This window comes from Marinimicrobium koreense (genome assembly GCF_003762925.1).
In the GTDB taxonomy this organism is placed as follows: Bacteria; Pseudomonadota; Gammaproteobacteria; order Pseudomonadales; family Cellvibrionaceae; genus Marinimicrobium; species Marinimicrobium koreense.
Genome location: NZ_RJUK01000001.1, coordinates 2,544,976 through 2,571,702 on the forward strand (window position 1 = coordinate 2,544,976; position 26,727 = coordinate 2,571,702).

Annotated in this window: 28 protein-coding genes; 5 read left to right on the plus strand and 23 right to left on the minus strand. The window is 61.2% G+C overall.

What is annotated here, in order from left to right; genetic code table 11:
- The first annotated feature begins 248 nt into the window (after nucleotides 1-248).
- Genes EDC38_RS11060 through EDC38_RS11080 form a run of 5 tightly spaced genes read left to right on the plus strand, consistent with a single transcriptional unit; the run spans nucleotide 249 to nucleotide 3,471 of the window.
- Nucleotides 249-953 (plus strand): SH3 domain-containing protein, encoded by a 705-nt coding sequence (locus EDC38_RS11060; RefSeq protein WP_123638558.1) that lies wholly within the window; start codon nucleotides 249-251, stop codon nucleotides 951-953.
- Nucleotides 923-1,561, plus strand: coding sequence for an outer membrane beta-barrel domain-containing protein (locus tag EDC38_RS11065; RefSeq protein ID WP_123638559.1), 639 nt, complete (start codon nucleotides 923-925; stop codon nucleotides 1,559-1,561). Before EDC38_RS11060 ends, EDC38_RS11065 begins: the two co-directional genes overlap by 31 nt.
- Nucleotides 1,562-1,596: 35 nt before the next feature.
- Entirely contained in the window at nucleotides 1,597-2,073 is a 477-nt protein-coding gene (locus tag EDC38_RS11070) for a TlpA family protein disulfide reductase (protein ID WP_123638560.1), read from the plus strand.
- On the plus strand, nucleotides 2,070-2,294 hold the full coding sequence (locus tag EDC38_RS11075; RefSeq protein ID WP_024461549.1) for a DUF4266 domain-containing protein: 225 nt from the start codon (nucleotides 2,070-2,072) through the stop codon (nucleotides 2,292-2,294). Before EDC38_RS11070 ends, EDC38_RS11075 begins: the two co-directional genes overlap by 4 nt.
- Nucleotides 2,281-3,471, plus strand: a complete 1,191-nt coding sequence (locus EDC38_RS11080) for a DUF3570 domain-containing protein (RefSeq protein WP_246004390.1) — start codon at nucleotides 2,281-2,283, stop codon at nucleotides 3,469-3,471. The genes EDC38_RS11075 and EDC38_RS11080 overlap by 14 nt, the downstream gene beginning before the upstream one ends.
- Before the next feature lie 33 nt (nucleotides 3,472-3,504).
- On the opposite strand, the gene EDC38_RS11085 is transcribed toward EDC38_RS11080, so the two are convergent.
- The 23 genes from EDC38_RS11085 to gspF all read right to left on the minus strand — a co-directional run bounded on the left by EDC38_RS11085 (nucleotide 3,505) and on the right by gspF (nucleotide 26,717).
- On the minus strand, nucleotides 3,505-4,512 hold the full coding sequence (locus EDC38_RS11085; protein WP_123638561.1) for an NAD-dependent epimerase/dehydratase family protein: 1,008 nt from the start codon (nucleotides 4,510-4,512) through the stop codon (nucleotides 3,505-3,507).
- A 119-nt stretch (nucleotides 4,513-4,631) separates the two neighbouring features.
- A complete protein-coding gene (locus EDC38_RS11090) occupies nucleotides 4,632-6,917 on the minus strand; it encodes a TIM-barrel domain-containing protein (RefSeq protein WP_123638562.1) in 2,286 nt (761 codons plus the stop codon).
- A gap of 49 nt (nucleotides 6,918-6,966) precedes the next feature.
- Nucleotides 6,967-9,063 carry a hypothetical protein gene (locus EDC38_RS11095; protein WP_211331077.1) on the minus strand — a complete coding sequence of 699 codons (2,097 nt, stop codon included), beginning with the start codon at nucleotides 9,061-9,063 and terminating at the stop codon, nucleotides 6,967-6,969.
- Nucleotides 9,064-9,223: 160 nt separating this feature from the next.
- The gene (locus tag EDC38_RS11100) at nucleotides 9,224-9,406 is read right to left on the minus strand and encodes a PLDc N-terminal domain-containing protein (protein WP_123638563.1); all 183 of its coding nucleotides are present in this window, start codon (nucleotides 9,404-9,406) and stop codon (nucleotides 9,224-9,226) included.
- 52 nt (nucleotides 9,407-9,458) lie between these two features.
- Nucleotides 9,459-10,409 carry an AgmX/PglI C-terminal domain-containing protein gene (locus EDC38_RS16335; RefSeq protein WP_148071157.1) on the minus strand — a complete coding sequence of 317 codons (951 nt, stop codon included), beginning with the start codon at nucleotides 10,407-10,409 and terminating at the stop codon, nucleotides 9,459-9,461.
- A gap of 1 nt (nucleotide 10,410) precedes the next feature.
- On the minus strand, nucleotides 10,411-10,920 hold the full coding sequence (locus EDC38_RS11115) for an ExbD/TolR family protein (protein WP_123638565.1): 510 nt from the start codon (nucleotides 10,918-10,920) through the stop codon (nucleotides 10,411-10,413).
- Nucleotides 10,917-11,435 (minus strand): ExbD/TolR family protein, encoded by a 519-nt coding sequence (locus EDC38_RS11120; RefSeq protein ID WP_123638566.1) that lies wholly within the window; start codon nucleotides 11,433-11,435, stop codon nucleotides 10,917-10,919. Before EDC38_RS11120 ends, EDC38_RS11115 begins: the two co-directional genes overlap by 4 nt.
- 47 nt (nucleotides 11,436-11,482) lie before the next feature.
- Nucleotides 11,483-12,163 carry a MotA/TolQ/ExbB proton channel family protein gene (locus EDC38_RS11125; protein ID WP_211331078.1) on the minus strand — a complete coding sequence of 227 codons (681 nt, stop codon included), beginning with the start codon at nucleotides 12,161-12,163 and terminating at the stop codon, nucleotides 11,483-11,485.
- Nucleotides 12,164-12,361: 198 nt separating this feature from the next.
- Entirely contained in the window at nucleotides 12,362-12,670 is a 309-nt protein-coding gene (locus EDC38_RS11130) for a hypothetical protein (RefSeq protein WP_123638567.1), read from the minus strand.
- Complete coding sequence (locus EDC38_RS11135) at nucleotides 12,667-13,347, minus strand: tetratricopeptide repeat protein (protein ID WP_170162899.1); 681 nt, start codon at nucleotides 13,345-13,347, stop codon at nucleotides 12,667-12,669. The genes EDC38_RS11130 and EDC38_RS11135 overlap by 4 nt, the downstream gene beginning before the upstream one ends.
- Nucleotides 13,334-16,201 carry a tetratricopeptide repeat protein gene (locus EDC38_RS11140; protein WP_123638569.1) on the minus strand — a complete coding sequence of 956 codons (2,868 nt, stop codon included), beginning with the start codon at nucleotides 16,199-16,201 and terminating at the stop codon, nucleotides 13,334-13,336. Before EDC38_RS11140 ends, EDC38_RS11135 begins: the two co-directional genes overlap by 14 nt.
- The gene (locus tag EDC38_RS11145; RefSeq protein ID WP_123638570.1) at nucleotides 16,198-18,051 is read right to left on the minus strand and encodes a tetratricopeptide repeat protein; all 1,854 of its coding nucleotides are present in this window, start codon (nucleotides 18,049-18,051) and stop codon (nucleotides 16,198-16,200) included. Before EDC38_RS11145 ends, EDC38_RS11140 begins: the two co-directional genes overlap by 4 nt.
- Complete coding sequence (locus EDC38_RS11150; RefSeq protein ID WP_123638571.1) at nucleotides 18,048-18,584, minus strand: AraC family transcriptional regulator; 537 nt, start codon at nucleotides 18,582-18,584, stop codon at nucleotides 18,048-18,050. The genes EDC38_RS11145 and EDC38_RS11150 overlap by 4 nt, the downstream gene beginning before the upstream one ends.
- Nucleotides 18,585-18,702: 118 nt before the next feature.
- Nucleotides 18,703-19,719: an FAD:protein FMN transferase gene (locus EDC38_RS11155; RefSeq protein ID WP_246004391.1), complete on the minus strand. Its 1,017-nt coding sequence runs from the start codon at nucleotides 19,717-19,719 to the stop codon at nucleotides 18,703-18,705.
- Nucleotides 19,720-19,728: 9 nt separating this feature from the next.
- On the minus strand, nucleotides 19,729-20,508 hold the full coding sequence (locus EDC38_RS11160) for a type II secretion system protein N (protein ID WP_123638572.1): 780 nt from the start codon (nucleotides 20,506-20,508) through the stop codon (nucleotides 19,729-19,731).
- A 15-nt stretch (nucleotides 20,509-20,523) separates the two neighbouring features.
- A complete protein-coding gene (gene gspM / locus EDC38_RS11165; RefSeq protein WP_123638573.1) occupies nucleotides 20,524-21,006 on the minus strand; it encodes a type II secretion system protein GspM in 483 nt (160 codons plus the stop codon).
- Nucleotides 21,003-22,256 (minus strand): type II secretion system protein GspL, encoded by a 1,254-nt coding sequence (gene gspL, locus EDC38_RS11170; protein WP_123638574.1) that lies wholly within the window; start codon nucleotides 22,254-22,256, stop codon nucleotides 21,003-21,005. Before gspL ends, gspM begins: the two co-directional genes overlap by 4 nt.
- 75 nt (nucleotides 22,257-22,331) lie before the next feature.
- Complete coding sequence (gene gspK / locus EDC38_RS11175) at nucleotides 22,332-23,330, minus strand: type II secretion system minor pseudopilin GspK (protein ID WP_123638575.1); 999 nt, start codon at nucleotides 23,328-23,330, stop codon at nucleotides 22,332-22,334.
- Nucleotides 23,311-24,012: a type II secretion system minor pseudopilin GspJ gene (gene gspJ / locus EDC38_RS11180; RefSeq protein WP_123638576.1), complete on the minus strand. Its 702-nt coding sequence runs from the start codon at nucleotides 24,010-24,012 to the stop codon at nucleotides 23,311-23,313. The genes gspK and gspJ overlap by 20 nt, the downstream gene beginning before the upstream one ends.
- Nucleotides 23,999-24,424: a type II secretion system minor pseudopilin GspI gene (gspI, locus tag EDC38_RS11185; protein WP_246004392.1), complete on the minus strand. Its 426-nt coding sequence runs from the start codon at nucleotides 24,422-24,424 to the stop codon at nucleotides 23,999-24,001. Before gspI ends, gspJ begins: the two co-directional genes overlap by 14 nt.
- Entirely contained in the window at nucleotides 24,421-24,990 is a 570-nt protein-coding gene (gene gspH / locus EDC38_RS11190) for a type II secretion system minor pseudopilin GspH (protein WP_123638577.1), read from the minus strand. The genes gspI and gspH overlap by 4 nt, the downstream gene beginning before the upstream one ends.
- Complete coding sequence (gene gspG / locus EDC38_RS11195) at nucleotides 24,990-25,448, minus strand: type II secretion system major pseudopilin GspG (protein ID WP_024461570.1); 459 nt, start codon at nucleotides 25,446-25,448, stop codon at nucleotides 24,990-24,992. The genes gspH and gspG overlap by 1 nt, the downstream gene beginning before the upstream one ends.
- A 36-nt stretch (nucleotides 25,449-25,484) precedes the next feature.
- Nucleotides 25,485-26,717 (minus strand): type II secretion system inner membrane protein GspF, encoded by a 1,233-nt coding sequence (gene gspF / locus EDC38_RS11200; protein WP_123638578.1) that lies wholly within the window; start codon nucleotides 26,715-26,717, stop codon nucleotides 25,485-25,487.
- Nucleotides 26,718-26,727 lie beyond the last annotated feature (10 nt).

The window sequence follows — 26,727 nt, forward strand, 5'->3', positions numbered from 1 at the left end:
CCACGTCCCTGACCTCCTCACGCTGTAGTACGTTTGGAGAAATCCCGACCCAGGTTCAATGGAGAAGAGTCGGAAGCTTACAAGGCACTGAGGCCCGATGTGGGGTAGACCATTCCAAGACCGTGAGCCGAGGGACTCGCGCTCTCGAGCGTACAGGGATGTATTCACCGCGTGTCTTGGAATGGTCTACCCCACAGCGGGCCGGACGTTCACCTATCACGGCAGGCATAAAAACACTCCTTATTGCGATGCTGACTCTACTCAGCGCACTGACAACCGCCGACGCCCCGAAAGTCACCGTCGCCACCACTTATATCGACGTTCATACCGGCCCCGGTAAAGGCTATCCGATCTTTCATATCGTCGAAAAAGACGAAGCCATCACCCTGGAAAAACGCCGCACCGACTGGATCAAAATCACCACCCGGCGCGGCAAAACCGGCTGGATACACGTCGACAGCCTGGCCAACACCCTCGACCGCACCGGTCAGGCCCCCGACATTCGTGCACCCGGTCGCGAGGACTATGGCGAGCGGCGCTGGGAACTCGGGTTTGCCGGGGGTGACTTTGATGGGGCCGACTCCCTCGGGCTCAACCTCGGGTTTCGCTTTACCGAACACCTCACCGCCGACCTGCGGCTGAGCCAGAGTACCGGGCAGTTTTCCGACAGCCGGATTGCCAGCATCGGGTTGATGCACCAGCCCTTTCCCGACTGGTGGGTCTCGCCCTATTTCCGGCTGGGTACCGGGCAGATCCGTATTCAACCGAGTGCGACGCTGGTGGAAGCCGAGGACCGGGAAGACAATCTGTTTCAGACCAGCCTGGGTGCTTACGTCTACCTGACCCGGCGCTTTTTTCTGCGCCTGGAAATGACCCAACACCAGATACTCACCAGCCGCGACACCAACGAAGAGGTTAACGAATGGCAACTGGGTTTCAACGTCTACTTCTAGCCCTCGCCCTGGCGAGCACAGCACCGCTGGCCCTCGCTCAGGACGGGCCGCTGGGTGATATTGTCGGCCCGGACGAAGAGCGCCGGCGGATCAGCGAGCGCGACCTGGACACCGAGAATTTCGAGTTCGGCGTGTTCTACGGGCTGATGAGCGTGGAGGACTTCGGCAGCAATCCCGTGGCCGGAATCAGCCTGAGCTATCATGTCACCGAAGCGATTTTCCTGCAGGCCAACGCCGCACAGACCGAGACCCGGGAAACCAGCTATGAATTGCTGAGCGGCGCGGTGGAACTGCTGACCGAAGACCAGCGGGACTACACCTATTACAATCTGTCCCTGGGGTACAATTTCCTGCCGGGGCAGATTTACCTCACAGAAAACTGGAGTTTCAACACCGCCGCCTATGTCATCGGCGGTGCGGGCAATACCGAGTTCGCCGGGCAGGATTACTTTACCTACAACCTGGGCGCCGGTTTCAAACTTTACACCACCGACTGGCTGGCTCTGGACCTGGGCATGCGCGGCCACGTGTTTACCCACGAGCTGTTCGGCCGGGAGGTGGAAGTGAACAATCTGGAGGCACGTCTGGGCGTGTCGCTGTTTTTCTAATCATGATGATCGGGTTTTAAGAGAGGAATTGAGCCATGAGATTGACGCACTATTTGCTGTTCGCCCTGTTCGGTTTCGCGGCCTCGGCTTATGCCGAGAAGGCGCCGGACTTCACCCTGAAAAGCGACAACGGCGACAACGTCCGGCTGGAGGAGCAGCGTGGCAAGGTGGTGATGATCAACTTCTGGGCCTCCTGGTGCGCGCCCTGCCGCAAGGAGATGCCGCTGCTGGAAGAACTCCACGACCGCTACGAGCAGGCCGGCTTCACTCTGTTTGGCGTCAACGTCGAGCAGAACCCCGAGGCCGCGCAGAAATTCCTGGATGACGTGGGCGTCACCTTCCCGATTCTGTTCGATCCCGAGAGCACCGCAAGCCGCGCTTACCAGGTGAGCGCCATGCCCACCACTGTGATGGTGGATCGCGATGGCAATGTGCGTTACGTCAATCGCGGCTACAAAGACGGTGATGAAGCCAAGTACCGCGACCAGATCCGGGAGTTGATTCGCGAATGAAGCCCCTTCGCTACAGCCTCGCGCTCACCGTCTGCGCACTGCTCGGTGCCTGCAGTGTGCAGCCCTGGGTACAACCCTACGAACGCCAGAAGCTCGCCGACCCGATCATGAGCTTTGATCGCGACCCGGCGTCCAGCAGTTATCTGGGGCATGTGCACGACGCCCGGGAGGCCGGTCGTGGCGCTGATGGCAGTGCGGGAGGCGGCTGTGGTTGCAACTGATCGATCGCGCACGCGGGTAAGGCAATGGCTGGCGCTACTGGTTGTCGGGTGTTTTGCCGGAACCGCCTGGGCGTCCGTGCTGCCCGAGGAGCGTATCGATGTTCTCTATCACAGCTATGACGGCGGCGGCGTCAAAATTGACGGGCCTTCGGTGTTGATGCGCAAAAGCATTGGCGGATCGGTCTCGGTGTCCGGTAAATATTACGTCGATACCGTCAGCGGCGCGTCCATTGATGTGGAAGCCGCCGGGGTGGACGTCAACTCCGCCGCCAGCCCCTACGCCGAAGAGCGTACCGAGTACAACGCCGGTATCGACTATCTGAACGACCGCACCTTGATCAGCGCCGGCTACGCTACCAGCCAGGAAAATGATTACGACGCGGAAACCGTCAGCTTCGGTATCACCCAGACTTTTTTTGGCGACCTGACCACCGTCAGCCTCACCACCAGCTACGGCGACGATGTAATCGGTCGCAACGATCGACCGGACTTTGAAGAGCATCTGGAGCGCCGCCGCTACGGACTGACCCTGACCCAGATTCTGCGCACCGACCTGATTGCCGCGTTCAGCTATGAAGCGGTCATTGACGAAGGTTTTCTGAACAATGCGTATCGGCAGGTGCGCTACCGGGACTCCAGTAGCGCCCGTGGCTATAGCTATCAACCGGAGGTCTACCCCAACACCCGCAACAGCGACGCCTTCGGTCTGCGGGCCATTTACCACCTGCCCAACCGCCGCTCCGCCCTGCGCGGGGAGTACCGATACTTTCAGGACAACTGGGCGATCGAAGCCCACACCGGTGAGCTGCGCTACACCCACAGTCACGACGACAGCTGGTTGTTCGAGTTGAAGTTGCGCCACTACGATCAGACCGGCGCGGACTTTTACTCGGATCTGTACGACTTCCGCGACGCCCAGAACTACCTGGCCCGCGATAAGGAAATGGGGCCCTTTAGCTCCAATACGATTGGCTTGGGTGCCACCTATAATTTACCGCGCTTCGCCATCCCGGGTTTTGAACGCAGCAGCATCAACCTCTATTGGGACCACATCCGTTTTGACTACGAAGACTTTCGCGATGTCCGGGTTTCCCCCGACGACTACGCCGCCGGGGAAGAGCCGCTGTATCAGTTTGATGCCAACGTGATCCGGTTTTATTTATCTTTCTGGTTTTAAACTGGCCAGGTTCAGAACCTCTGAAACTACTGACTAAATGCTCTCCAAAAACTGCTCATAGGCCGCAATTGCCCGATCCATGGTGGCATTGAGTGAGTCATCAACAGTCTGGCACTGCGGATGATTTCGGTAGTAGGCCACGGACTGGCGAATTCCCTTTTCAAAACGCGTAGTGGCCCTATAGCCCGGCACAAACGTTTTGATTTTGGTGTTATCCAGAACAAAGCTGATACTGGCATCTCCCAACAGAGGTGCTTCGAACTCGGGCAGAAACCGGGCGATGCATCCGCTGGTCATATGGATGGGACGGGGTTTGACGCCCAGGGCCCGGCCCAGCTCGTCCAGGTATTGATCCCAGGTTTTCACCTCATCGGAGGTAATATGAAAGGCATGCCCCAGGGTTTGCGTGTGTCCCAATAATCCGGCAAAGCCCTTGGCAAAGTCGGTGTTGTGGGTGATGCACCATAGAGAGCTTCCGTCGCCAGGAACTATCACTTTTTTGCCTTTCAGAATCCGATCCGCCAGGGTCCAGGGATGCTCCGCGCTATTGACGGCGAACGGAATGCTGGCCTCACCATAAGTTTGTGAAGGCCGGACAATAGTCGCGGGGAAATCATGCTCCCGGTATGCAGCCAGAAGCCGCTGCTCGCACGCAATCTTGCTGGTGGCATAATCCCACACCGGGTTGTGCTGCGGCGTCGACTCATCGAGAACGTAATACACCGGCGGTCTCTGGTAGGTCGCCACCGTGCTGATAAAAATATACTGGCCAGTTTTGCCGGTAAAATACTCGATATCCCGATCAATCTCGTCGGGGTGAAAGACAATCCAGTTCACCACCACATCAAAGTATTCATCTTTGAGCAGCGCCTGAATGTCGCGGCGGTTTTTGATATCACCCTGAACAACCCTCGCTCCCTCAGGCACAAACTCACTGCGGTTACCGCGATTGAGTAGCCAGAGATCAACACCCTCAGCGGCCAGCAACCGGGACACCGCCGTGCTGATCTGACCGGTACCACCAATAAACAATACTTTCATATAACCGACGCCTTATCTGTTGCTCCAAAGAGTCAGAGTGACCTTATAGCCCTGAGTGTGCACTACTTCGTACCGGATTGAAAACCGGGTGTCCATTAGAAGCAAGCGGAGGTTCTTTTTTATAACACAACACGCACATCCAGCGGTCTGCCCTTGGGCAACTCAATTTCAATCTGCCCCTCATCGGGCAAAAATCTGACATTCGTGGAGATTTCATTGACTGTTACCGAATCCGGCTTTTGATCAAGACGTACGCGCAGTACAGACGTCGACATCAACGCCGGGCCCTCGAACCCAATGACGCCTGATGAGTGGCTCAATGTCATGGGCTTGTGTTGGTTACCCTGATGAGGGTCAACATAAGTGAAGGTGGTCTTCTCCCCTTCGTCCCCAGGATAGGCGTGAATGGTGAGCTCACCCTTACCTTTCAGCTCGCCGCGCCAACGTCGATCACTGCCCCGGTAGATATCCCCCGTAACATGCAGGCTGTTTGCCCGGATAAACACTGGCGTTTGGTCAAAAGCGTAATCCCGGGTCAGCATTTGTTCGCCCGCAAAGGTCTGTGTCGGGTCGTTAAAGTCGTACCAGCGCCCCTCGGGAAGATAAATCTCCCGCTCGTCTTCCGGCCCAAACAATGGAGCCACCAGAAAGGCATCGCCAAATAGATACTGATCCCACATTTGATGGGTGCGCTCGTCCTGCGGATAGACATAAGCCATGGGTTTCATCAGCACACCGTTCTGCGCCGAGGTATTGGCCAACGAATAGCTGTAGGGAATCATGGCGATGCGCTGTTGCGACACCTGGCGGAAAACCTTCTGCAGACGTTCGGAGTAGCGCCAGGGAACCCGATCTTCGCCCTGACCGCCGATGCCATCGAGTTTGACTTCGAACATGCCGTTCCAGGCACCCCACTGCAGCCAGCGCGCGTAGAGTTTTTCATCAATATAACCATCGCCCAGATAGCCACCGGTATCGGTGCCCCACACCGGGAAGCCCATAAAGGAAGCGCGCATGGCGTTGGCCTGGTTGCCTGCCATACCCTGCCAGTTCGGACGCACGTCGCCACCCCAGACCGCGCTCAGGAAGGGTTGGGTTCGGTGAATGGCGGTGCGGGCGAAGTTGAACTGATCGTCGCCATGGGCGCCGCGCAGCAACTGATCGATGACTTTCGAGTAAAGGTAGGCGTAGGTGTTGCGGGTTTCGGATTCGGACACCGGGTCGTGCCACTGGGCGGTGAACGGAAAGTTTTCATCGGCCCGATCCATCTTGTGGCCCTTGATGCCCACCTGATACTGCTGGGTCTGCATACGCCGCTCGAATTCCACCAGCGCTTCAGGATGGGTCAGATCGATATAGGTCCGGTGGTTGGGTAACAGCCCGGGAAAACCCTTATCACCGAAGGTCATGGGGCCCACCCAGCTCATCACTTCCAGACCGAAGTCGTCATTGAGCGTGCCGATCCATTGTTCCGGATTGGCAAACGGCTCGGCGAAATTCATCTTGGACCATTCATGGCCCCCGTCGCTGTAGGGACGGTCCACAAAAGTGGCGGTCAGGGGAATTTCCAACTCGGCAAAACGCTGCATATCCTCGAGGATTTCATCCTTGCCCGTGTTGTGGTCGCGCCAGACCACCGGCCCCAGGGCCCAGAGCGGTATCGATTTGGGCGCACCAATGACGTTGTAGTATTTCTGGTGAATTCGCGACCCGCCCGGGCCGTGAAAGAGGTGCCAGTCGAGTTTGTCGGTCTGGTGATAGATGCGGGTCTGGCCACGCTGCGCGAAACGGTATTCACCTTTGGCGAAGGTATCAAAGAAGCTGCCATAGCCGGCGGTGCTGATATAAAACGACGAGAAAGCCGAGGCGTAGTTTTCCGCAAAGTCGCGCTCGCCCTGATGGTAGACCTCGACATCAACGGTTTCGCCGCGCAGGTCCGGGCTTTTGCGATTGTCCGGGTAGAGTTTTTCAATCAGGCCGTAGTAGTGCTCGTCCTGATCCGCCAGAGTGATGCCGATATGCCGGAAGCTTGGGTGTGCCGCCTCAAAGTGAAAGTGCCCGTCGCGGTGGCGGACAACAAGCTCCACGGTATCCGGTAGCGTCGGTTCATAACCGTCCGAGCCAGTCACAGTGAGCCGCAGCGTCACACCGTCGGTTTGAGTGGCGACAACCCGGTCGAACACCGCCGGGATGAAGTTGAATTCGAACTGCTCAATATGCGCCAACGTCTGACCTTGATGGCGAACTTTAAGGCCGTCGTCATTCAACGACAAGGCGTAGTCACCGCTGCGCCACACCTCTGCAGGGGCTTCTGAAGCAGCGTTCTCGCCCAACTGGGCGCAGGCGCTGAGCAGGCAAAAGGTCAGCGCCAGGACCAAGCCGCGATACTGTGAAAAACCACGCATACGTCAATCTCCGTCGTTCGTTATTGTTAATCAGTTGCCTGCCCGCTTGTCACGGAAGCGGCGTCAGCCCCTCGTGCCGAACGGTCCAGTCGTCGGGAAAGCCGGGCGTATGGTCATCGGGCGTGCCTTCCCAGCCGGCGGCCATCATGGCCAGGGCGGTGAGCAAGCCACCGTTGCCCGGCAGATAAATGGTCAGGCGCTCGTCCTGATAGTTATGACCGTTATTCAGATAGCGGTTTTTCTGTACATCCATCAGCAGCGCATCCACTGCCTGCTCAGGCCGACCGACACGGGCCGCACTCATGGCGATCATCGGGTAATCCCAGCCCCAGGTCCGCTGCCAGTTCCAATCGTGCATTACAGCGTCCAGCGTGTCGGCCATGGCATCTGGGTCGATGCCCGAACCGGGCAGCATGCCGTAGGCGCCCAGCATGGTGGGGTGATCGTTTCGGTGGATCGGGTCTTCGAAGGTTTCCAGGGCGTTTTCGGAATTGGGGTAAAGCCCCTTGTGCATGGGGTAATCGGAGAGCTTGTTCAGCACCTGGTCCCACTCCGGCTCGGCGTCCAGCGCCAACCGCTCGCGCCAGCGCTGGGCCACAGAGAGACCATAGCGCCAGTAGGCCAGCTCGAATACCGGGTTGAAGGCCTCCTCCGGCGCATAAATCTCCTGCCCGGGAATCAGCGGCGGCCCCAGGCGGTAACGGTCGGCATCGGGCTCGTAAATGGCGTAGTCGGCCATAAAATCGGCGGTGGCGAAGACGATATCGCGGTAGCGCTCAAGAATGGCCGGATCCTGATCGTGATACTGGTACAGCAACTCGGCGAAATAGATCGGATGGGGCTGTTGCCAGATCAGGAAAACACCGACGGTGGAGGGACTTTCATTGGCCTGCGGGCCAATCATTTTGGGCCAACGGGCACCGGCATAGCCCTGGCGCTGGGCTTTCTCCCGCGCCTTGGCCAGGGCCACCTCGTGGTACCAGGGCAGACTTTTTTCAAACAGCTCGGGCTTGCCCCAGAGGACATAGTGCACCCCGTGCCACCAGTGCATCTCCAGGTGAAATTTGCCGTACCAGCTGTTGTAAGTCAGCCCGGTTTCCGCCGGGGGCAGCGAACTGGCGGTCTGGATGGCGGTGAGATAACGCGATAGCACCATACGCCGCTCCAGCTCCCGGGCCCGTGGATCGTCGGTGCCGGAAAAATCGATGGCCCCACCACTCTGCCAGAAAGCGGGCCAGTGCTCGGCGCTGGCGGCCAGGGTTAACTCGGTATCGGGCTGCTCGCCTTCGGGTTCGGTGCTGCTGTAGTGAATGGTAAAGGCCAGCTCAGGCTGATCGGTACTCAGGCGAAACTCATGTCGGTCGGTCTGGGCCAAGCTGGCCTCACCTTCCCAGCTCAGGCGCACAAAATAGCGATCGCCGTCGAGCTGGCGGCGCAGCAATACATGCTGACTGCCCTGCTCATAAACCAGTGTGGAGTGTCGCTCCGGTTGAGACCAGTCGGCGGTCTGCTTGCCCCAGGACAGGGAGCCGTAGGGAAAGGCCAATGTCAGCGCGACCCGGTCTTCCGCCAACAGGGGTGAGCGGATACGGGCGGCCACTTGATCCCGCTCCGGGTGCACTGCGGTGATAACGGACACCGGCTCCCCTCCCAATCGAAATTCGCTGTGTAACTGCCCCCGCCACATATCCAGCCGTTGCGTCGGGTCAGTCAGGGCCTCGGGCCCGGCTGCCTCGCCCGATCCGGTGCTCAACGCCAGCCCGACACGCCCCAGGTGCAGGCGGTGTGGATTGGCCCTGAGCCACTCCCCCGCCTCAGACGGCTGTCCGGCCGCGTAGGGCACGGCGCGCCCATCGGTGTCGTAATTCTTGAAGGTGTCCGCCAGCTGATAGCCGCCGGTATTCTCCACCGAGTGCCAGCCCCACTGCGCCAGAGTGCCCAGCGGTATGCCCTCTTCATAAGCGTCGGGAAAGGTCTGCAACCCGGTGAAGTCGGCCGTAAAGGCAAACTCGCCATTACCCAGCGTAAAAGGCGATAGCGGGTCCAGCCCGGATTGGGAGGGGTTGTGCCGTTCCACCAACGCCTGTCGATCAATGGCCTCCGACTGGCCTGGCGCCTGGCAGCCGAGCAGGACGATCGAGGCCAAAAGCAGCGTGAGTCCAGCCCGGAAGGGGCTCCGGGCCCTGATCCTGATGGGATAAAGCATGGCTAACCACCGGTTGTTATTGGTTGTGATCAGCTCAACTATAGTTCATGTCACCATAAGAACCTAAACATCCGGCGGGAGTAGTGCCGTGGCCCCCGAGTTACTTGCCTCTGGGACCGATAAACAGCCAGATGATAAAACCGAGGAAGGGGAGGAACAGCAGGACCAGAATCCAGATGAGTTTGGCGGTGCTGGATTCATTGCTTTGCGCGACCTGCAGCAGGGCGTAGATGACGCAGATGAGCAAAATCAGCCCCAGGATACCGGTGATCTCAATGGACATTGAACATGCTCCTTATCGGATGGGTGACGAGCGTTTGTTAACGGAACAAGCGTTATCTTGGCAAGAAATCGAAAGTATAGTTCACTTGCGTCACGGTCACATCCGCATCGGGGAAGGTGATCAGCAGAATTCGGGCCAGCAGGCGCTGTTCAAGTTCTTCATTGTTCAATTCACTGGACTCGATCCGCGCTTCGGAGATTTCCCCGCTGGGCTCGATGACCATACGCACCACCAGTTTACCCTGCAGGAGCGGATCCTGGCGCAGGGCGCGGTTGTAGATGGCAAAGATGGCGCCCATGTGCTGATCGATGACCTGACGGATTTCCTCGTCGCTGCGAGCGGCCAGCTCTCTCGAGCCGCTCGCGGCGGCCTCGGCCTCGGCAGCGGCCAGAGCTTCCGCTTCGTCGCTAACCCGGGTGGATTCCCGGGCGGCCAGCTCGCCACCGCCGGTATCCCGGCTGAGTTGATCGGTATCGATGCCACCGCTGTCCTCGGCGACCTGCCCTTCCAGGCGGTTGCGTTCGGGCCGCTCGGCCTCGGACTGACCCTCGGACAGGGCGGCCTGCTCGACCTTACGGGTATCCAGGGTATTGCGCATGGCGGCCAGAGCGTCCCGATGTTGCATCAGGCCACTGCGAGCGGCGGTTTCCCGGGCCTCTTCCACCCGGGCAGGGGGCGGTGGCTCAGGTTGAGGCTCGGGTTCCGGCAGGGGTTCGGGCTCAGGCTCCGGTTCTGTCTCTTCCGGCTCGGGTTCGGGCTCCGGTTCCGGCTCGGGCTCAGGAGGCGGTGGCGGCTCCTCTTTTTCCAGTATCACCCGGGCCAGTTGCGGTGGCAGCTCCGGTGCCTCGTCCCGGCTGGGCCCTGGCAAGGGCACGAACGGAATCACCAGCCCGAGAATGAGCAACAGTATGATCAGCCCGCGCAGAATTCGCCGGTAGCGCTGATCGTCCTCGGCGCTGGATTCCCAAGGCAGCTCGGTGTTGGGGCTCGGATATCGGGTCATATCAGCCCTCGGCCTCCGAGGCGATCTGGTCGACCGCCAGAGCGATATCGCGATAGTCCGAGGCGGCGCAGGTGGCCATCACTTTTTTCAGCAGTTTATAGGGAATGCCTTTATCCCCCATGATGGTGATCGGTCGGCCGATCTGCGCCTCGGCCTCCGTCAGCGGTCGGGCGCGCTCGGCGCGCAGGGCCAACTCTTCCGATAAACCGGGGATCTCTTCGTCCAGCTGCGCCAGAACATCGGCCACGGACGCCACCGGTCGACCGTTTACCAGAATCTGCTCATCCCCCACCACCAGCAGCAGACTTTCATCCGGTTGCTGGTCCGCCACCGAGGCGGGCAACTCGATATTCTTATCCCGGCTGAGCACTTCCACCTCGGACGAGTTGACCAGCAGGAAGAACACCAGGATAGTGAAGATGTCCATCAGGGACACCAGGTTGAGTTTGGGCAACTGGCTCAGGCGACGGTGGTGCCGGGCCATCCGGCGGGCGCGCATGGACTGCTTCATTCGCTCGCCTCCTGTGCGGGGGCATCGCCCAGGGAAATGACCGGGAAGAGTTCCGCGTTCACTACCGATGCGGCCACTACCGCCCTGAAGGATCGGGCGGTGTCCATCGCACTGACCAGTGTCTGATAGGGGGTATCGGGCTCGGACAGAATGACAATATCGTTTTTGTCGATGCCCTGATTCTTGAGCATCTGTTTCACCTGCTGGAGCAATTCCGACAGGGCGGGCAGGTCCGGCTCACCGTCTTGATGAGGCACCCGCTCGACGGGAGCACCGGCGGGGAAGTTCACCTGGAAATAATCGTCACGAATAATCAGTTCAATCTGCTTATTGGGCTCGTCGGTTTCGCTCGCTTCGCTGCTGGCACTTTTGGGCAGTTGCAAATCCAGTACGGTGATGCGGGCGAATACCATGCTCATCAACAACACCGGCACCAATATGATCATCAGATTCATAAAGGAGGTGATGTCGAGTTCGGCTTCTTCTCTGTGTCGATGGCGCCGTCGATGAAACATCGCGCTTGCTGTCCTTTAACCGGGTCTTAGGGCGTCGGGAAGACGACTCAGGCTTTGGGCGCCGAATCGGCACCCGGTTTGGCAGGCGCCCGTGCGGCTGTGCCCACACCCATCAGGTTCAGGCATTTGACGCCCGCCATTTCCAGGCTGTCGATGATCTCGGTGGTTTTGGTCTGCAGGGTGGCGTGAAACAGCAACAGGGGAATGGCCGACATCAGGCCAAAGGCGGTGGTATTCATGGCGACAGAAATACTGGCGGAAAGCAGGTTGGCTTTTTCCGCCGGGTCGGCATCGGCCACCGCGGTAAAAGCGGCAATCAGGCCGATGATGGTGCCTAGCAGGCCGAGCAGGGTGGCGATGTTGGCCAGGGTGGCCAGATAGGGCGTGCGCTTCTCCAGACGGGGCATGGCTTCCATCACGCCCTCTTCCATCGCCAGCTCAATGTCATCGCGACGCTGGGATTGGCTCATCCGGGCGACGCCCGCACTGATGATCCGGGCAATGGGCGCGTTGGAGGTTTGCCCCAATTTCATCACGCCGGCGTAGTCGCGCTTTTTCAGCAGTGGCATCAGTTGCTGGAACGCCTTGCGGTTGGCGGACTTGGCGTGAGTCAGGTAAAGCCAGCGTTCCAGCGCCACGGCTACCCCCACCACCAGCACCAGTGCAATGGGATACATGAAGGGGCCGCCGTTCTGGAAAAAACGCAGCACGGTAGTGATAAATTCCATGGGTAATGCCCTCAAAATACAAACGCGACGTCGCCCTTGGAGAACGACGGATGTTTATAAAGCCTGCTATGTTTTTTGAATATGTTTTTTGAAATAGTTTTGAGACGGGCAAACCCGCCTGACGCATTGTTCATTATGCCGACTTGGCCGCAGCGAAACTGTGAAGCAGGTTCGCTTTTGGGAGGATTCCGCTGCCGTTCAGTCGTCGATTTCGACCGCCTCTTCCCGCTGACGCAAGGTGCGCTGCAATTCATCCCGTTCGACGTGGCCGAAGACGCTCTCCAGTTGCCGCTCCAGGGGGTCATAGTCCGGCTCAGGACTTTCCGGAGTCTGCCAGGGCACCACATGAAAAACCTGGGGCTGCTCGCGGTTGCCGGTCACACGGGATTCCAGCTCGATCACCGGCCCGGCGTCCCGCTCAGTATCGGTTTCACTGTCTTGCGCCCAAAGCGACGCGGACAACCCCGCCAGCAGCAAGAAAAACAGCCCACGGGTCCAATGATTCATTGTGCCTCCTCCGCGGCCAGGCGCCGCTCCAGATCCACGATCCAGCCCGCCACCCGACGGTCCGGTTCATCCTGGCGTTGCTGGTAGGCGCGGTAGTGCAATAGCGCCTGTTCACCTTCGCCCCGATACAGGTCCAGCAAGATCCCCAGGTTCAGGTGGCTTTGGGCGTGAAACGGCCAGACCGTCAGCGCCTGCCAATAGGACTGCTCTGCGGCCTCGAAGGCACCGGCTTCACGCTGCAACAGGGCCAACTGATTGTAGGCATCCAGATTGTTGGGGTTGATCGACAGGGCCTGCTCAAGGGCAGCCTTGGCCTCCGCTACCCGACCCTGTTCACTATGAATCTTTGCCAGATTGACCCAGGGGCCGGACAGCGCGGGATACTGTTCGGTCATCGCGCTCAGCCACTGCTGTGCCTGAGAATGATCACCCTGCTCCATGGCCGCCAAAGCCCGATCGAAATCCGCCCGGGCCTTAGCGCTGACGGATACCGTCGCCTGCTCATAGGGATTGGGCGTCACGGGCCCTTCGGGCAGCGCTGATGGCGCCGACGCCTCGGCTTGCACGTTCACCTCCGCTTCCGGACTCGATTCCGGTGCTGTGGCACAGGCGGTCAGACCCAGAAAGGCGCACAGCACAGTCCACCGCAACACAGCACTCAGATCAGTAAATGCCACGACTGACCTCCGCCACCTGTTCTTCCTTGCCATAGCGGGCCGGCAGTATCTGCGCCAGCGCCTCGAAGCTTTCTCTCACCCACTGGTCGTAAACGCCGCGCTGGGTGCGCCGGGCATTGATTTCGTAGAGCTCGATGGCTTTTTCCTCAAAGGGGTAGGCCTGCTCTTCCAGTAGAATGTCGTACTGCTCCAATTCCAGCACCCCCAGACCTTCCGGGCGTTCGGAGTCCATCAGATCACGCCCCAGTTGATGGTAGATGGCCGCCATGCGATGACTGGCGCGGGTACTGAACTCGGCCACACCGTAATCCAGAATGGCTTCCTGATCCGCCAGCGCCCGCTCCAGTGCCGCCTGTTTGCGTTCCAGGCTCGGCCCCAGAGGCAGGCGCAGTTTGATTTGACTGAACGCATTGAAACTCGACTCCGCCAGTTCGCTGGCGGCGAAGGCGGCAAGATAGTTGGAGCGACCGTCCCCCGACTGATGACCGTCCACCAATCGACGCAACCAGAACGCGCGTTTGTCCGCCTCACCGGTCTGCCGATAGAGCTCGGTCATCTGGTACTCCGCCTCGCGCCGGTCGGCCGCCGGTTGCGGATAGTTGTGCGCATAGCGTCGAAAGGCGTCGATCGCTTCACTACGTTCCCCCGCACGCTGGTATAGCTCAGCGGCCAGGTAGAGAGACTCGCGCTGCAGCTCGGGATCGTCGCTGATCTGCTCCACGCGGCGCAGCTCGGCGGCGGCCGCCAGCCAGTTTTCCCGGGCCTGATAGACCCTGGCCAGACGCACCGGAATCTGCGCCTGCAGTGGGCTATCGGGATAGGCGGCCCGGAACGTCTCCAGGGCCTGTTGCGCCTCGGGCCAGCGTTCAAGCTGCATCAGGTAGTGCGCGGTATCGAACTGGGCCTGCGCGGCCACGTCAGTGTTGGGCAGCGTCTGGGGAATTTCCGCGAGCAGTGCCACCGCCCCTGAGACATCGTCGGCATCCAACCGCTGGCGGGCGCGCTGGTACATGCTGGCGGCAATACGCTCGCGCACCTCGGCCCGACTGGGCGTACCGGCCATCATTTCGGCACTACCTTCGTCAGTCTCGGGCCAGCGCTCAAGTACCTGCCAATAGGCCCGCTCCGCGGCGGCAAACTGCCCCAGATCGAACTGACTGTGGCCGAGTACCAGCCAGGCGCTGAACTGCTCGTCAGGACTGGCTGGCGGCTGCCAATCAAGTAATCTCTGCGCCAGGGCGGCGGCGCTATTAAGCTCGCCGCGCTCAAGCTGTCCGCGGGCCAGGTGACCGAGCACCCCGGTCGCTCGCGGGTCGTCGGCATACTGATCCGCAAACTGCTGGCCCACCTCCAACCGCCGGGCCCACCATTGATCGGTCTCCAGTCCGGCGCGGCGCTCCAGCTCATCGGCGAGCAACACCGCCGCGTAGCCGGCTTCGCGGCCGTACTCCGGGTCCTGGTGGTCAAACGCCACCCGGCGGTAATGATCCAGCGCTTCGGGCCACTGCCCGGCGGCATTGAGGGCTTCGGCCAACAGAAAGCGCTGCTCCGGTACGGCCGGGTCGTCGGGGAAACTGGCCACGAACTCCCGGTACCAGGTGGCGGCATGAGCAAACGCCTGACGGGTCCGCTCTTCCCCGTCGCCCTGGTCCGCCAGGCGCTGGGCCCGCGCGTGCTGAAAGTTCGCCAGCACCGGCAGAAACTCGCGCAATGACTCTTCGACCAATGACCCCGGCTGACCGCCGCGCTTGAACCAGTAGGCACTGAGCAGACCGTAACGGCGCACAAACTCTTGTTGGGTAGAGCGCACCAACGTGGGGTAGCGTCCCTCCCGGTAGGTGTCGATCTGGGCCAGGGTGAAGCCCGGCGCCAGATCGCTGTCGGGGTTTTCGGCCACGTACCGTCCGTAGGTGTCGGCGGCGTCGCGCACCCGCTCCTGTTCGCGGTAGGTTTCCGCCAGGCGTTGATAGAGCCGGTGCTCATAGGGGCGGGCGCCGATTCGGCGCTCCAGTTCACCAATGCTGTCAGGCCCCTCAAGGTAGGCGAAGGACAGGGCCATGGCGCGCAGGGCATCGCCCGCCACTTCGGCCTGGGCGCCACTGAGTTGCGCCCAGGCCCGATCCAGTTGCGCCGCGTCATCCGCCGGCAGGAGCAGATGATCCAGGACGCCGGCGAAACTCACCAGTGCCTCCGGGTAATCGCCCTGCTTGAACTGGGCCCAGGCGCGCATGTAAAGGGCGTTCTGACCGAACTCGGGAACCGCGCCCACATCCGGCAACAGCTCGCGGTAAAGTGCCTCGGACGCCGCGTAATCCCCTTGCGAGAAGGCCCGCTCGGCACGGCGGAATTGGGCCTCGGCGTAGTAGCGCGATTCGGGGAACTGCTCGGCAAGCGCCACCAGTGTCCGATCCGCTTCCTCCATACGGCCATCCAGCGCGTAGGCTTTGGCCAGCTGGTAGTAAAGATGATCCGGGGAGGCCGGCGGTTCGATGCCGTCCTCCGCCCAGCGGCCTTCACGGTAATCGCTCAGCAGGGCCCGGTAGCGCTCGATCGGCTCGTCAAATTGCGGCTCGGCACTGTCCGAACGTGCCAACGCCGCCTCGCTGCGGGCCATTGCCAGATCCGCCAGACGCCAGCGAATGTCCAGTTGCAGCGCCGGATCCTGCGCCACCGCCAACGCCCGCTCGTAACGCTGGGCAATGCGCTCGGCCGACTCCGGGGTGAGCGCTTCGGGCCCGGGCAGCCGGGCCTCGGGCAATGCCTCCAGACCACCGTGCCGATTCCCGGAACTCACGCAGCCTGCCATCAGGGCCAGGGCACTGACCAAGCCCAGGGATCTGAAGACGCGACTCACGGTGCACCGCCCTGTTCGCGCAGCGCGCGATCCTGCAGCCGGGCGGCGCCCAGTCGCACGCGAGAAAGGTACTGCGTCAAACGGGCCTGGTGTTGTGCCAGGTGCGTCTGCAGGTTGTCCGCGAGCTGCTCGGTCTGACGCTGCTGCGCCTCATCAAGGCGTTGCCGCTGGCGCACAATCGCCTCGGTCCGCTCGGCGATACGGGCCAGTGCCGGTTCAATATCCGGGTTGTCCGCAATCACCGTGCGGACCCGGTCTTGCCGGGTGCGCAACTGCGCCAGGGCCCGGTCCAGGTCCCGCTGCTGTTTGCGCACCCGCCACAGATGGTCTGGATAGTCCTGAGCGGCACGCCAGAGCAATATACCCCGGTACAGCGCCAGTCGGTCCCGGGTTTCCCGGGGGTTCTCCAACTCGCCCGCCGCCGTCAGCCGATCGGCCCGCTCACGCGCCGCCTCGACGCGCTCGTATAGGCGGCGGGTTTCGTCATCCGCCAGGGCCAGATAATCCGACCGGGCCTCGATGTCCGACAAGCGGGCGACCAGAGGGGCACGTCGTTCACGCAACTGCCCGATCTGGGCCCAGAGTTGGCGCCGTGCGACATCCGCCTGACGGTCATTGCGCAGAGCGCGCTTGTTCCGCAACAGTTGGCCGTAGTGGGCCAACTTCTCGGGCCAGTCCGCCAGCAGTTGCGCCTGATCACGCAGATCGCTGAGCGCCTGTACCTGACTCTGAAACGGACTCTGATTGACCCAGTCGGACAGGTAGGGATCGGCGCTGGCGGCAACCGTGGATTCGGTCAGTGTCAGCCAGTTTTCACGGCCTTCCAGATACAGGGTGCCCCGGGGGTCGGTGGCCGCCAGTTGGCGGCGCAGATAGGCGGGAGTCAGTTGTCGCCGGAGCTGATCTACCCGGGCGAGCTCTTCCTCCAGACGCGCATCGGCCCGATCGTAAGCATCCAGCGCCGCCTGGGGAGCGTCGAGTTGGGTGTAGGCGTAGGGGAGGGCTACCAACGCCTCCTGGGCCGCGCTACCGGTGAGTGAATGCTCACCCAGAGCCTGCCAGGCGCGGACCGCGCGGGCGGGCTCCCCCCGCTCCAGGGCCGCCCAGCCGTAGCCCAGCAGTGCCTGGTCCGCATCCTCGCGGGACAGGCGCACCCGATCGAAGGCCTGCTCGGCGCGCTCGAAATCCTGCTCCAGCAGAGCCGTAAACCCCAGGGCGGTAAAGGCCCGATCGCGCAGGGTCAGGTATTCGGCTTTGTGACGCTCTTGGCGGGGGACTTCCTCCACCAACACCTGGTAGTAGTGCCGGGCCTGCTCCCGATCACCGGCCCGGGCGAAAGCGCCGCCGAGGTTGTAAAGCACCACCGGGGCCCATTCACCCAACTGGTCCCACAACGTCTCAGGGTCCACGGGCTCGGGCTCACCGGTGCGCAGGCGCCACTGCCACTCAAGTGCACGACGCTCCCGAGCTAGATCCGGGTCGAGGGCATCACCCACTCGCGCCCAGGCATCGGTGGCCTGCGCCCAATCGCCCCGCAGATAGTGAAGCTTACCCAGATAGAAACGTGCCGCGTCGCGCTGCTTCGGGCGGCCCGACAAGGCGGACTCCAGCAGACGCTCGGCACTGGCCGACATGCCGAAGGCCATACGGATGGCACCCTCGTGGACCGCCCCCCGGTCAAGCCCGAGGTCCCCCTGCTTTCGGGCCACCATCAGCTCGCTCAAGGCCGGCAGGTAATCGTTCTGATAGTAGTGATAGCGAGCCACGCCTTCACGCAGCTCGGCCTGGCCCCAGGTAACCGGAGCCAGGCCGAGCAGGGCAAACGACAGTGGCAGCGCCCAATGCCTCATTGCAGCGCCCACTCCTCAATGGCAAAAACCGGCTGCAGTTTGCGTTCGGAGTCCACGATTTTCAGCTCCAGCACCAGCGGCTCCTGACCTTTTTCCACCACCAGATCGGCGCCGCGTTTGTAATCCCGGCCGTCGGGCCCGATGCCCGTAAAGACCGCGCTGATCTCATGTTCGCCGGAAGTGAGGTTACCCAGATAGAGCCGCTGAACGCCGCCTCGATACAAGGCTTCGCGCTGAGCATTGGTATACAACTGTGCGGCCACCGGATCGCCATCTACCTGAAGGCGCACCCCGTCCAGATGAAAGAATTCCCCGAGATCCACCGACAGGTACACCGCTATCTGGCTCGATGCCGGATAGAGTAGCTCTTCTTCCAGAATCAGCAGGTCGCGGTTGAGGTTCAGGGTGTCCTCTTTAAGCTGCTCCAGATCGGCCTCGAGATCACTTTGGGCCCAGGCCAAAGGGACGGCCAATACAAGGGCCGCACAAAGTCCGACAAGCCGCCGCACCGGACGGAAGGAATGGGATGACATTGGAAGGCTCTCCTGACGGAAACGTGCGAGTTCTGGCGCAGCTTACAACGGCTTATTATTTTAGTGGCACCGGTGCGCTGGAATTGTGACGGCGCGCACACTTGGCCTATACGGCGCCCTATTCTTCGGGGTCAATCAGTCCATCACTGTAATGCACTCGACCGTCGTCGGTGATCACAATGGCTTCGAATTCCGGCTGCCGATTGATCAGCGCCAGGCCCGCCTCCAGACCGAGAACAAACACGCTGGTTGAGAGCGCATCGGTGTCCATGGCCCGTGGCCCCAGAACCGTCGCGCTGATGATGCCCCGCGCCGAAGTACCGGTGCGAGGATTGAGAATATGGTGAATGCGCTCGCCCTGCGCATCCACAAAGTAGCGCTCGTAATCGCCGGAGGTGGAAATGGCCTCGTTATTTAGAGGTACTACAATCGCCACATCTTCGGGCGCACGGGGGTTTTTGATGCCCACCCGCCAGGGGCGACCACGATGATCGCCGATCAGACGGGTATCGCCTCCGGCGCTGACGCTGGCATGCTCTATACCCCGTGCACGCAAAAGCTCAATGGCCCGGTCCACACCGTAGCCTTTGGCAATACCACCCAGATCGACATACAACTTGGAATGGCCAAACCAGACGGTATCTTCTTTCCGGTCCAGGTAAATCCGTCGGTAATCGATGGCCGTCAGCAGCGCCTTGCGGGTGGCGTCGTCGGGCTGACGGCCCGAGCGGTAGTCGTAGAGACGCCCGACCGAACCAAAAGTGACATCGAAGGCACCCCCGGTCAGTTCCCCGTAGTATTTGGATCGAGACAAGAGTTCGGTGAGTTCAGCGCTGATCGTCAGAGGCTGCTCAGCAGTGGCCTCGGGCGCTTCCCGGTTCAGGCGGGACAGCTCACTGTCCGGTTTGTAGGGACTGAAATGGCGGTCGATACGATGCAGTTCGTTCATCACCGCGGCCAGGGCGGCTCGCCCCTGCTCAGGATCGTCGTGCCAAAGGCGAGCCACCACTTCGGTGCCCATGATGGCCTGCTGGTCGCTGTACCACTCGGCGGTACTGGGCGAGCTGCCCAGTACCAGGAGCCCCAGCATCATGAACCTGAGAGCGATGACGACCGGGAGGCGGGGCATCATCATGGCGCGCCGTCAGAACTGCAGGTCGACGTGGTAGCGGTTGCCCTCTTGGTGGTCGAGCACCATGGGCAGCCATTCGCGCGCCTGGATCTGGTCACTGAAAGCGCCGGTCAACTCCAGCTCACCTTCCACAAAAATGCCTCCGGCGAGGGGCAGTCGGGTTTCCACTTCCAGATCGATGGGACCGTCGAGATCAAACACATCTGCCACCAGCGCATCGCGTTCGGCATCGTAGCGGGCCTCGGCGGCGAAGCTGCCGAGTGTCACCCAGGTGCCGTCCGCCTGAACCCTCGCGCCGGTCCAACTGAGGTTGCCCTGCAGTTCAGACAGGCGTCCGCCCTTCATGCGCATGGTTTGAATATTGGCCGCAAGCTGTCCCCGAATCGGCACCGGAACCCCCGCCTGGATCAGGCTCGCCGGCGCATCGACACTGGTGTCGCTGACCCGGACCGAGCCGCCCAGTCCAGCGCAGACCCGCCCGTCGATGTTCTGGTTTTCCAGGGTGGCGCTGACATCCGCGCAGGGTGTCAGGGTAAGCAAGGACCAGGGGCTGAGTTCCCAGCGAAGCGCACCCAGTGAGTAGTGCCGATTGTCGATCTCGATACTGGCCATGCGCGCCTGCCCGGACCAGACGGTTCCCTGCACGCCGCTGAGTCCGAGGGTGTTGCCCTGGGTCATGAAGTAGGCGGCCCAGGTCGCCGGAATGCGGGTCAGGGCGAACAGCAGGGTCAGGACGATCAGCAGGAGTATCCAGCGGATCGGGGGAATGAATTTTGACAGGGTGTCCCACATAGCGTTGTCGTTATCTCAGTTTTTTTGCAGTCGAATATTGACGGTCACGCGACCCTGTTCACTGGTCCCGGCCATGGAGAAGTCCACCACGGAGACGCCATGCTGGTACTCCATGTCGTAGAGCCATTGGATAAACCGGTCGTAGGGCACGTCGTCCAGGCGCACTCTGACCTGGCCCCCGGTACCCGGCTGGAAGCCACTCATGCTGAGGTTGTTGGCACGCAGGCTACTGTCCACCAGGGCACTGAGGTTACTGTCGTTCTCCCGATCACTTTGAGCATTACTGCGCGCCTGCTCAATCTGGGCGGCCAGCAACTCCACTCGCCCAAGGGACTGACTCACCGCCCGATTGGCATTGAGCTGGCGCTCTTTCCAATCCGCCATGGGCACCAGCACCGCTTTCCATAAGAGGTATAACAGTACGGCCACGCCACCGATCAGAAGAATGGTCTGCTCGCGCCGGTTATAGCGGGAGAGCCAATCAAATACCGCTTTCATGGGCGACCTCCGGTAACTTTCAGGCGAGCCGTGTGACTGTCGCCCTGGGCACTGGCGCTGAGCAGCTCAGCCTGCAACCCTCGGGTCTGAATGTCACCGCGTAGGGATTCAATGGCGTTGAAGGTGTCGGCTCGGACGTTAAGGCTCAGCTCACCACTGCGGGCCGCATAGGACACCGCACTGAGAGTGACCCCGCCGGATTCCGCCAACGCCGGGAACAGATCGCCTAAAAATGGCGTCACCTGACCACTGGCACTGGCCGGCTGCAGCTCGGTCAACTGCTGGCGCAACTGACGCTCGGCGTCCACCAGATTGCCCGGGCCCGCCACCGAACGATACACCTGCTCGATGTCCCGGCGAATCTCGATATTCTCCGCTTCCAGTTGATTCACCTGATAAACCGTCACCCCCACATACAGGACGAGACAGGCAGCGGCCGCCACTACCACGCCCTGCCAGGAGCGCCACCAGCGCTCAATCGGCAGTCGCTGGGAGAATTCTCCCTGACACAGATCCACGCGGCCGGTTTCGGCAAAGTCCAGCTGCCAGAAAGGCACCACGGCCTGTTCGTCAATACGGTCCTGGAGTTCATCCGGCAACAGCGCTTTCAAAGTGACCAGTTCCGCATCGGTCTCCGCCCGCAGGTTGAGCCGGGGCAGGTTATCCACCCGGTTCTGGGCGGTGAGCAGCATCTGCAGGCTCAGGCGTGCCTGTTCCCGATCAAGGCTAAAGCCCAGGTTGGGGGCGTACCGCACCAACAGCTGATCGCCCTGCATCTGCAGGGTCCAGTAGGGATACTGCTCGGACAGGTCGGTCTCTGGCGGCAAGGGCAGCATCAGCGGCAGGGGCCAGGTGCGCTGGACCTCGATGTGATACTCGCCCAGATGATCGAACAACTGGCGCAACCAGGATTGCTCGACATAGGCGGCAATGGCACGCCCTTCACGGACCGGGCCAAGAGCGAAATGAAATTGCTCGATGTCGCCAATCACACTTTCTTCAAGCTGGAAGGGTAAAAGCCGACGCAGATGTTTTTTTTCGGCTTCCGCGTATTCCAGCTCGCGAGTGACCACCTGGTTTCCCGGCAGCAGTAACCAGACGCTGTGATGCCCCTCCCCGAGCATCGCCCCCAGGGTATCGAGATCCCCCGAGGCGGCGCTATCGAGCAACGGTTGCCCGTCGGCATCGAGCCAGCACCAGCGAAACTGGTCCTGGGCGCGATTGGTGTAAAGCACAAGTTGGTTGGCCATAAGCGCTATCGTTGTTGTTCCGTTATCCGACGGCTGATCCCGTCTGTAAATTGATTGGGCGAATACCCACGCCCGTCAGTACACATCTGTGCGACGCACCACGTTCAGTTCGTCATTCGAACGCTGCAGGATACTGCGCATCGCCCGGCGCTGCTCCACCAGTGAAGCGATCGTATTGACCGCAAAGTGGCTGGTGCTCACCGACAGGGTTCCGGTTTCCGGATTCACCCCCAGGCTGGCCCAGACACTGTCACCCCGGAAACTGCTGACGTCCGGGTAAAAACCTTCCGCCGGCCAGCCCTGGCGAAGCAATTCCACCTGGGACTGACTGAGCGGCAGCAGATCCTCGGTGCTGTTGATGGTCCGCAGCAGCCGATCCGACATCGTGTTGACGTTGGTCTTCAACCCCGCTGGCAACACTTCCAAGTGCGGCCGCAACAGCTCCATCAGTTCCGGAGTAATATGCCGCACCAGACGCAGTTCCTCCACACTGGCAAAGGTCCGGTTGGCCGGCAGATACTCCGGGTCCAGGCCCAGGTAGTAATCGCCCTCGGCGCCGCCGAAACCGCTCACTTCGTTGTCCGTGTCCATCCAGTCCACCACCGATTCGAGTATGGCGATGGCCTCATCGGGGTTCAACGGCACCCCCTCTTCGTCAAACGTCTGCAGCAGACGGATAAAGCGCCGCTGCATCTCCGTGTAGCGCTGCGGGTCATTGTGCGCCCGTTGGGAGTTCAGGTTGCCATCTCCGAGGTCATTCAGGTTGATGCGGCTCTGAGCGTCGGTGATCGACACAAACAACCAGACGCCGCCCAGCTCCACCGGGGTTTCGCCGCCCCAGCCTTCCTCCGGGTAGTCCACTTGCGGGTCCGGGTCGAGCTCCAGCACAAAGCGGGCCACGGTCTCCGCCGCCAGCAGATAGGAGCGCGCCTGGGCGCCGTGCCAACGACTCTCGGCCTTGGCCAGGCCCAGCTGATACTCGCCGGTGAACTTCACCGCGAGCCCGGCCACCACGCTGACGATCAGCAGGGCCATGATCAGCACGGCGCCGCGCTCAGAACTGGGTGATTTCAAACAGGCGTTCACTGACACCGACGCCCTCCATTTCTATGCGCACCAGAACCGCCAGGGGCAACTTCGCCGGGTTGCCCCCGACCTGATCCGGGTCGGGCCAGGCCTCGGCCCAGTCCCGAAGGTAATCGTCACCATCCAGAGCGCTGCGTCCGGAGCGGTCCAGCAACGCCTGGGACAGGAAGCGGAGCTCCACACTGGTCACTCCTTCCAACAGCCGCTGTCGAAGCGCCTGTTCCTCAAAATCATACTCATCGAAGGGCCGATTGCGGACCGGCCGATAATCCCGCCACAGCGTTCCCTCCTCGAGGCGGTAACTGACTTCCTGCAGATCACTGCGCAGCCGCTCCATCGGATTCAACCAGGAGTGGCGGGTAAAGAGCATCAACCGCTCCTCCTGACCGATCCCCCCAAACGGATCGGCGGCAAACGGATTGCGTAGCCCGGTGGGGCCCCCCGGCTCCGGCGGCAGAATATGGCGCAGGTCCGCGCTGATGATCTGCCAGGCCCGATCCAGTCGGTTGATACCCTCCATGACTTCCCGGCTGCGCTCGGCACCGCGGCTGGCCGAATCCAGGGCCTGGTACGCCATGGTCGCAATGGCCGCCGCAATCGCCAGCGCCACCATCATCTCCAGCAGGGTAAAACCCCGCTGAGGGGCCAGGTGTAATCTAGGGCTCCGCATTGAAAATTCCTTCCAAACGGGCCAACACATTGTCCGGATCGGTCTGTGGCGATACCGCAATTTCAATCTGTCGAAACGCGGCCATCTCGCCGTAGTCGCCCACCTCCAGAGCCTCATTGCTCAGTTCCCAGCGCCACTCCCGGCCCGCCAGGGTCACCTCTCCCTGGTCCTGATCCGGCAGAGTGAAATCATCCAGCTGGCTACTCTGCAGGTGAAGCCGGGTCATCTCGTTTTCGGCCACCCAGAACGCCAGGGTTTTGTTCCGGATCGCACCGGTGCCATCCAGTTGGGACATGACCAACATCAGAAACGCCGGTAACGCCACGGCGACCACGACCAGTGCCACCATCACTTCGATCAGGGTGAAGCCCTGCATGCGCTTGGCACTATTCCCCAGAGCCCGACGTATCACCGGTCCTCCCACTCGCGCGCTTCTTCGCGATTCAGCCAGGTCAGGTCGCCCATCATCGACACCTCCACCCGCTGGGTTTCGTTTTCGTCGAACTGTGCCGGCATGATCGCCATTTCGTAGGGGGTGGCCTCACCGCTCGGGTAAAACACCAACACCGGCCGCTGCGGATCCTGGCGGGGATCGTACTGCCACTGTTCCCCTTCCGAGCGGACCTCCAGTTGGAAGTCCTCGGGCAGACAGTCACCCCGGAGATTTTCGCTCACCGGGCTCCAGGCCTGATCCCGAAATCGCTGCCAGTGATAGCACCAGCGCTGGCGAGTGCTGCCCTCGCTGGTCCTCGGCTCCCAGAACAGGCCGATGATTTCCTGGTTGAGTACGGTCTGCTCGGAAACGAAACGTGCCTCCAACATAAACTGCTCGGTCGTTTCTTCGGCCCGCGAGGCGCTGTCATCACCCCCGATAGAGAGTGAAGCCATGGCCACAGCGATGCCGATAATCATCACCACCACCATGATTTCCACCAACGTAAAACCCCGCTGGTGGTTCATCGGGCAAGGGCGATTCATCAATCGTTCTGGACGCTCTCGTCCCAGACACTGATATCCGCATTCTGGTCCTGGCCGCCGCTGACGCCGTCGGCGCCCAGAGTGTAAATATCGTACTCGCGGGTTTCGCCCGGGCTCAGATATTGATAGGGCGAACCCCAAGGATCCTGCGGCAATTCATCCAGGTAACCGCCCTGTTTCCAGTTGCGCGGCTCGGGGGCCATGGTCGGGCGCTGCACCAGGGCTTCGAGCCCCTGCTCGGTGCTGGGGTAGACATAGTTATCGATGCGATACAGTTTCAGCGCGGTCTGAATCGCCTTGAAATCGGCCTGCACTTTCTGCAGACGCGCTTCGTCGGCACGGTTCAGTACCGCCGGCGCGACGATGCTGGCCAGCAGCCCGATGATGATGACCACCACCATGATTTCAATCAGGCTGAAGCCGCTCTGACGGCCAAGGCCTTTAAGGTTCCGGTTCATAGGTGTGACTCCCACTGTGTTATTGAAGGTCTCAGATCAGATGAGACTGTTCATTTCAAAAATTGGCTGCAGAATGGCCATCACGATCAGGCAGACGGCGCCGCCCATAAACACCACCGTCGCCGGCTCGAGCAGCCCCATGGCCACCCCGAGCATCATCTCCAGCTCGCGCTCCTGATCCTGAGCGGCGTTCTCGAGCTGCTCGGGCAGGGTGCCGTTGGCTTCACCGCTGGCCACCAGTTGCACCAGCAGCGGCGGAAAGAACCCGGCGTTTTCCATCGCCCGGTGCAGACTGGTCCCTTCCTGAACATCTTCGGCGACCGCTTCACAGGCTTCCTGCATGATCTTGTTGGTCATCACCTGCCCGGCAATCCGCAGCGCCTGCAACAGCGGTACGCCGCTGGAGGATAACAGGGCCAGGGTCGCCGCAAAGCGGGCCGAGTTGATCTGCCGGATCAGGTTGCCCATAACCGGCAGTTTCAATTTGATTTCATGCCAACGCCGCAGCCGCGCCTCGTTGCGCAGCAGGCGCCGGAACCCGACCACCAGCCCGATCAACGCCAACAGGGTGTAGTGCCCATAGTTGAGGATGAAATCGCTGCTGGCAATCAGAAACTGGGTCAATGCCGGCAGTTCCCGTTCCCCCTGCTGGAACACGCTGACCAGCTTGGGCACCACAAACGCCATCAGGGCCACAATGACCGTGATACTGATAAACAGCAGCACCAGCGGATAGATCATGGCCATTTTCAACCGCTGCTGAATCTGCTGGTTGCTCTGGGTGTACTCCGCCAGTCGCTCCAGCACCGGAGCCAGATAACCGGAGCTCTCCCCGGCTTTGACCAGCGCGCAGTACATGGTATCGAAGGCGCCGGGCACTTCCCCCAGGGCCTTGGCCAGACTGAACCCTTCAAGCACCTTAGTGCGCACCTGAAGGATGATCTGTTTGTTATTCGGTTTCTGCTGTTGCTTGGCGGTGGCCTGCAAGGCTTCATCCAGGGGCAGTCCGGACTTCACCAGAGACGCCAGCTGCCGGGTGATCAGGCTCAGATCCCGGGCGTTCATCTTGCTCCGCCAGCGCTGGCGGAGCCCCGCCAGGCCCGGCTCGCCTTTGGTGGCCCGACGCCCACCGGTGACGCTGCTGACGTCCAGGGGCTTGAGTCGCTTGGCGCGCAACTGACTGCGCACCTGACGCTCGGAGTCCCCCTCGAGAATGCCTTTGACCGTTTTACCGGCCTCATTCAATGCTTGATAACTGTAGGCACCCATGGCGTATCGT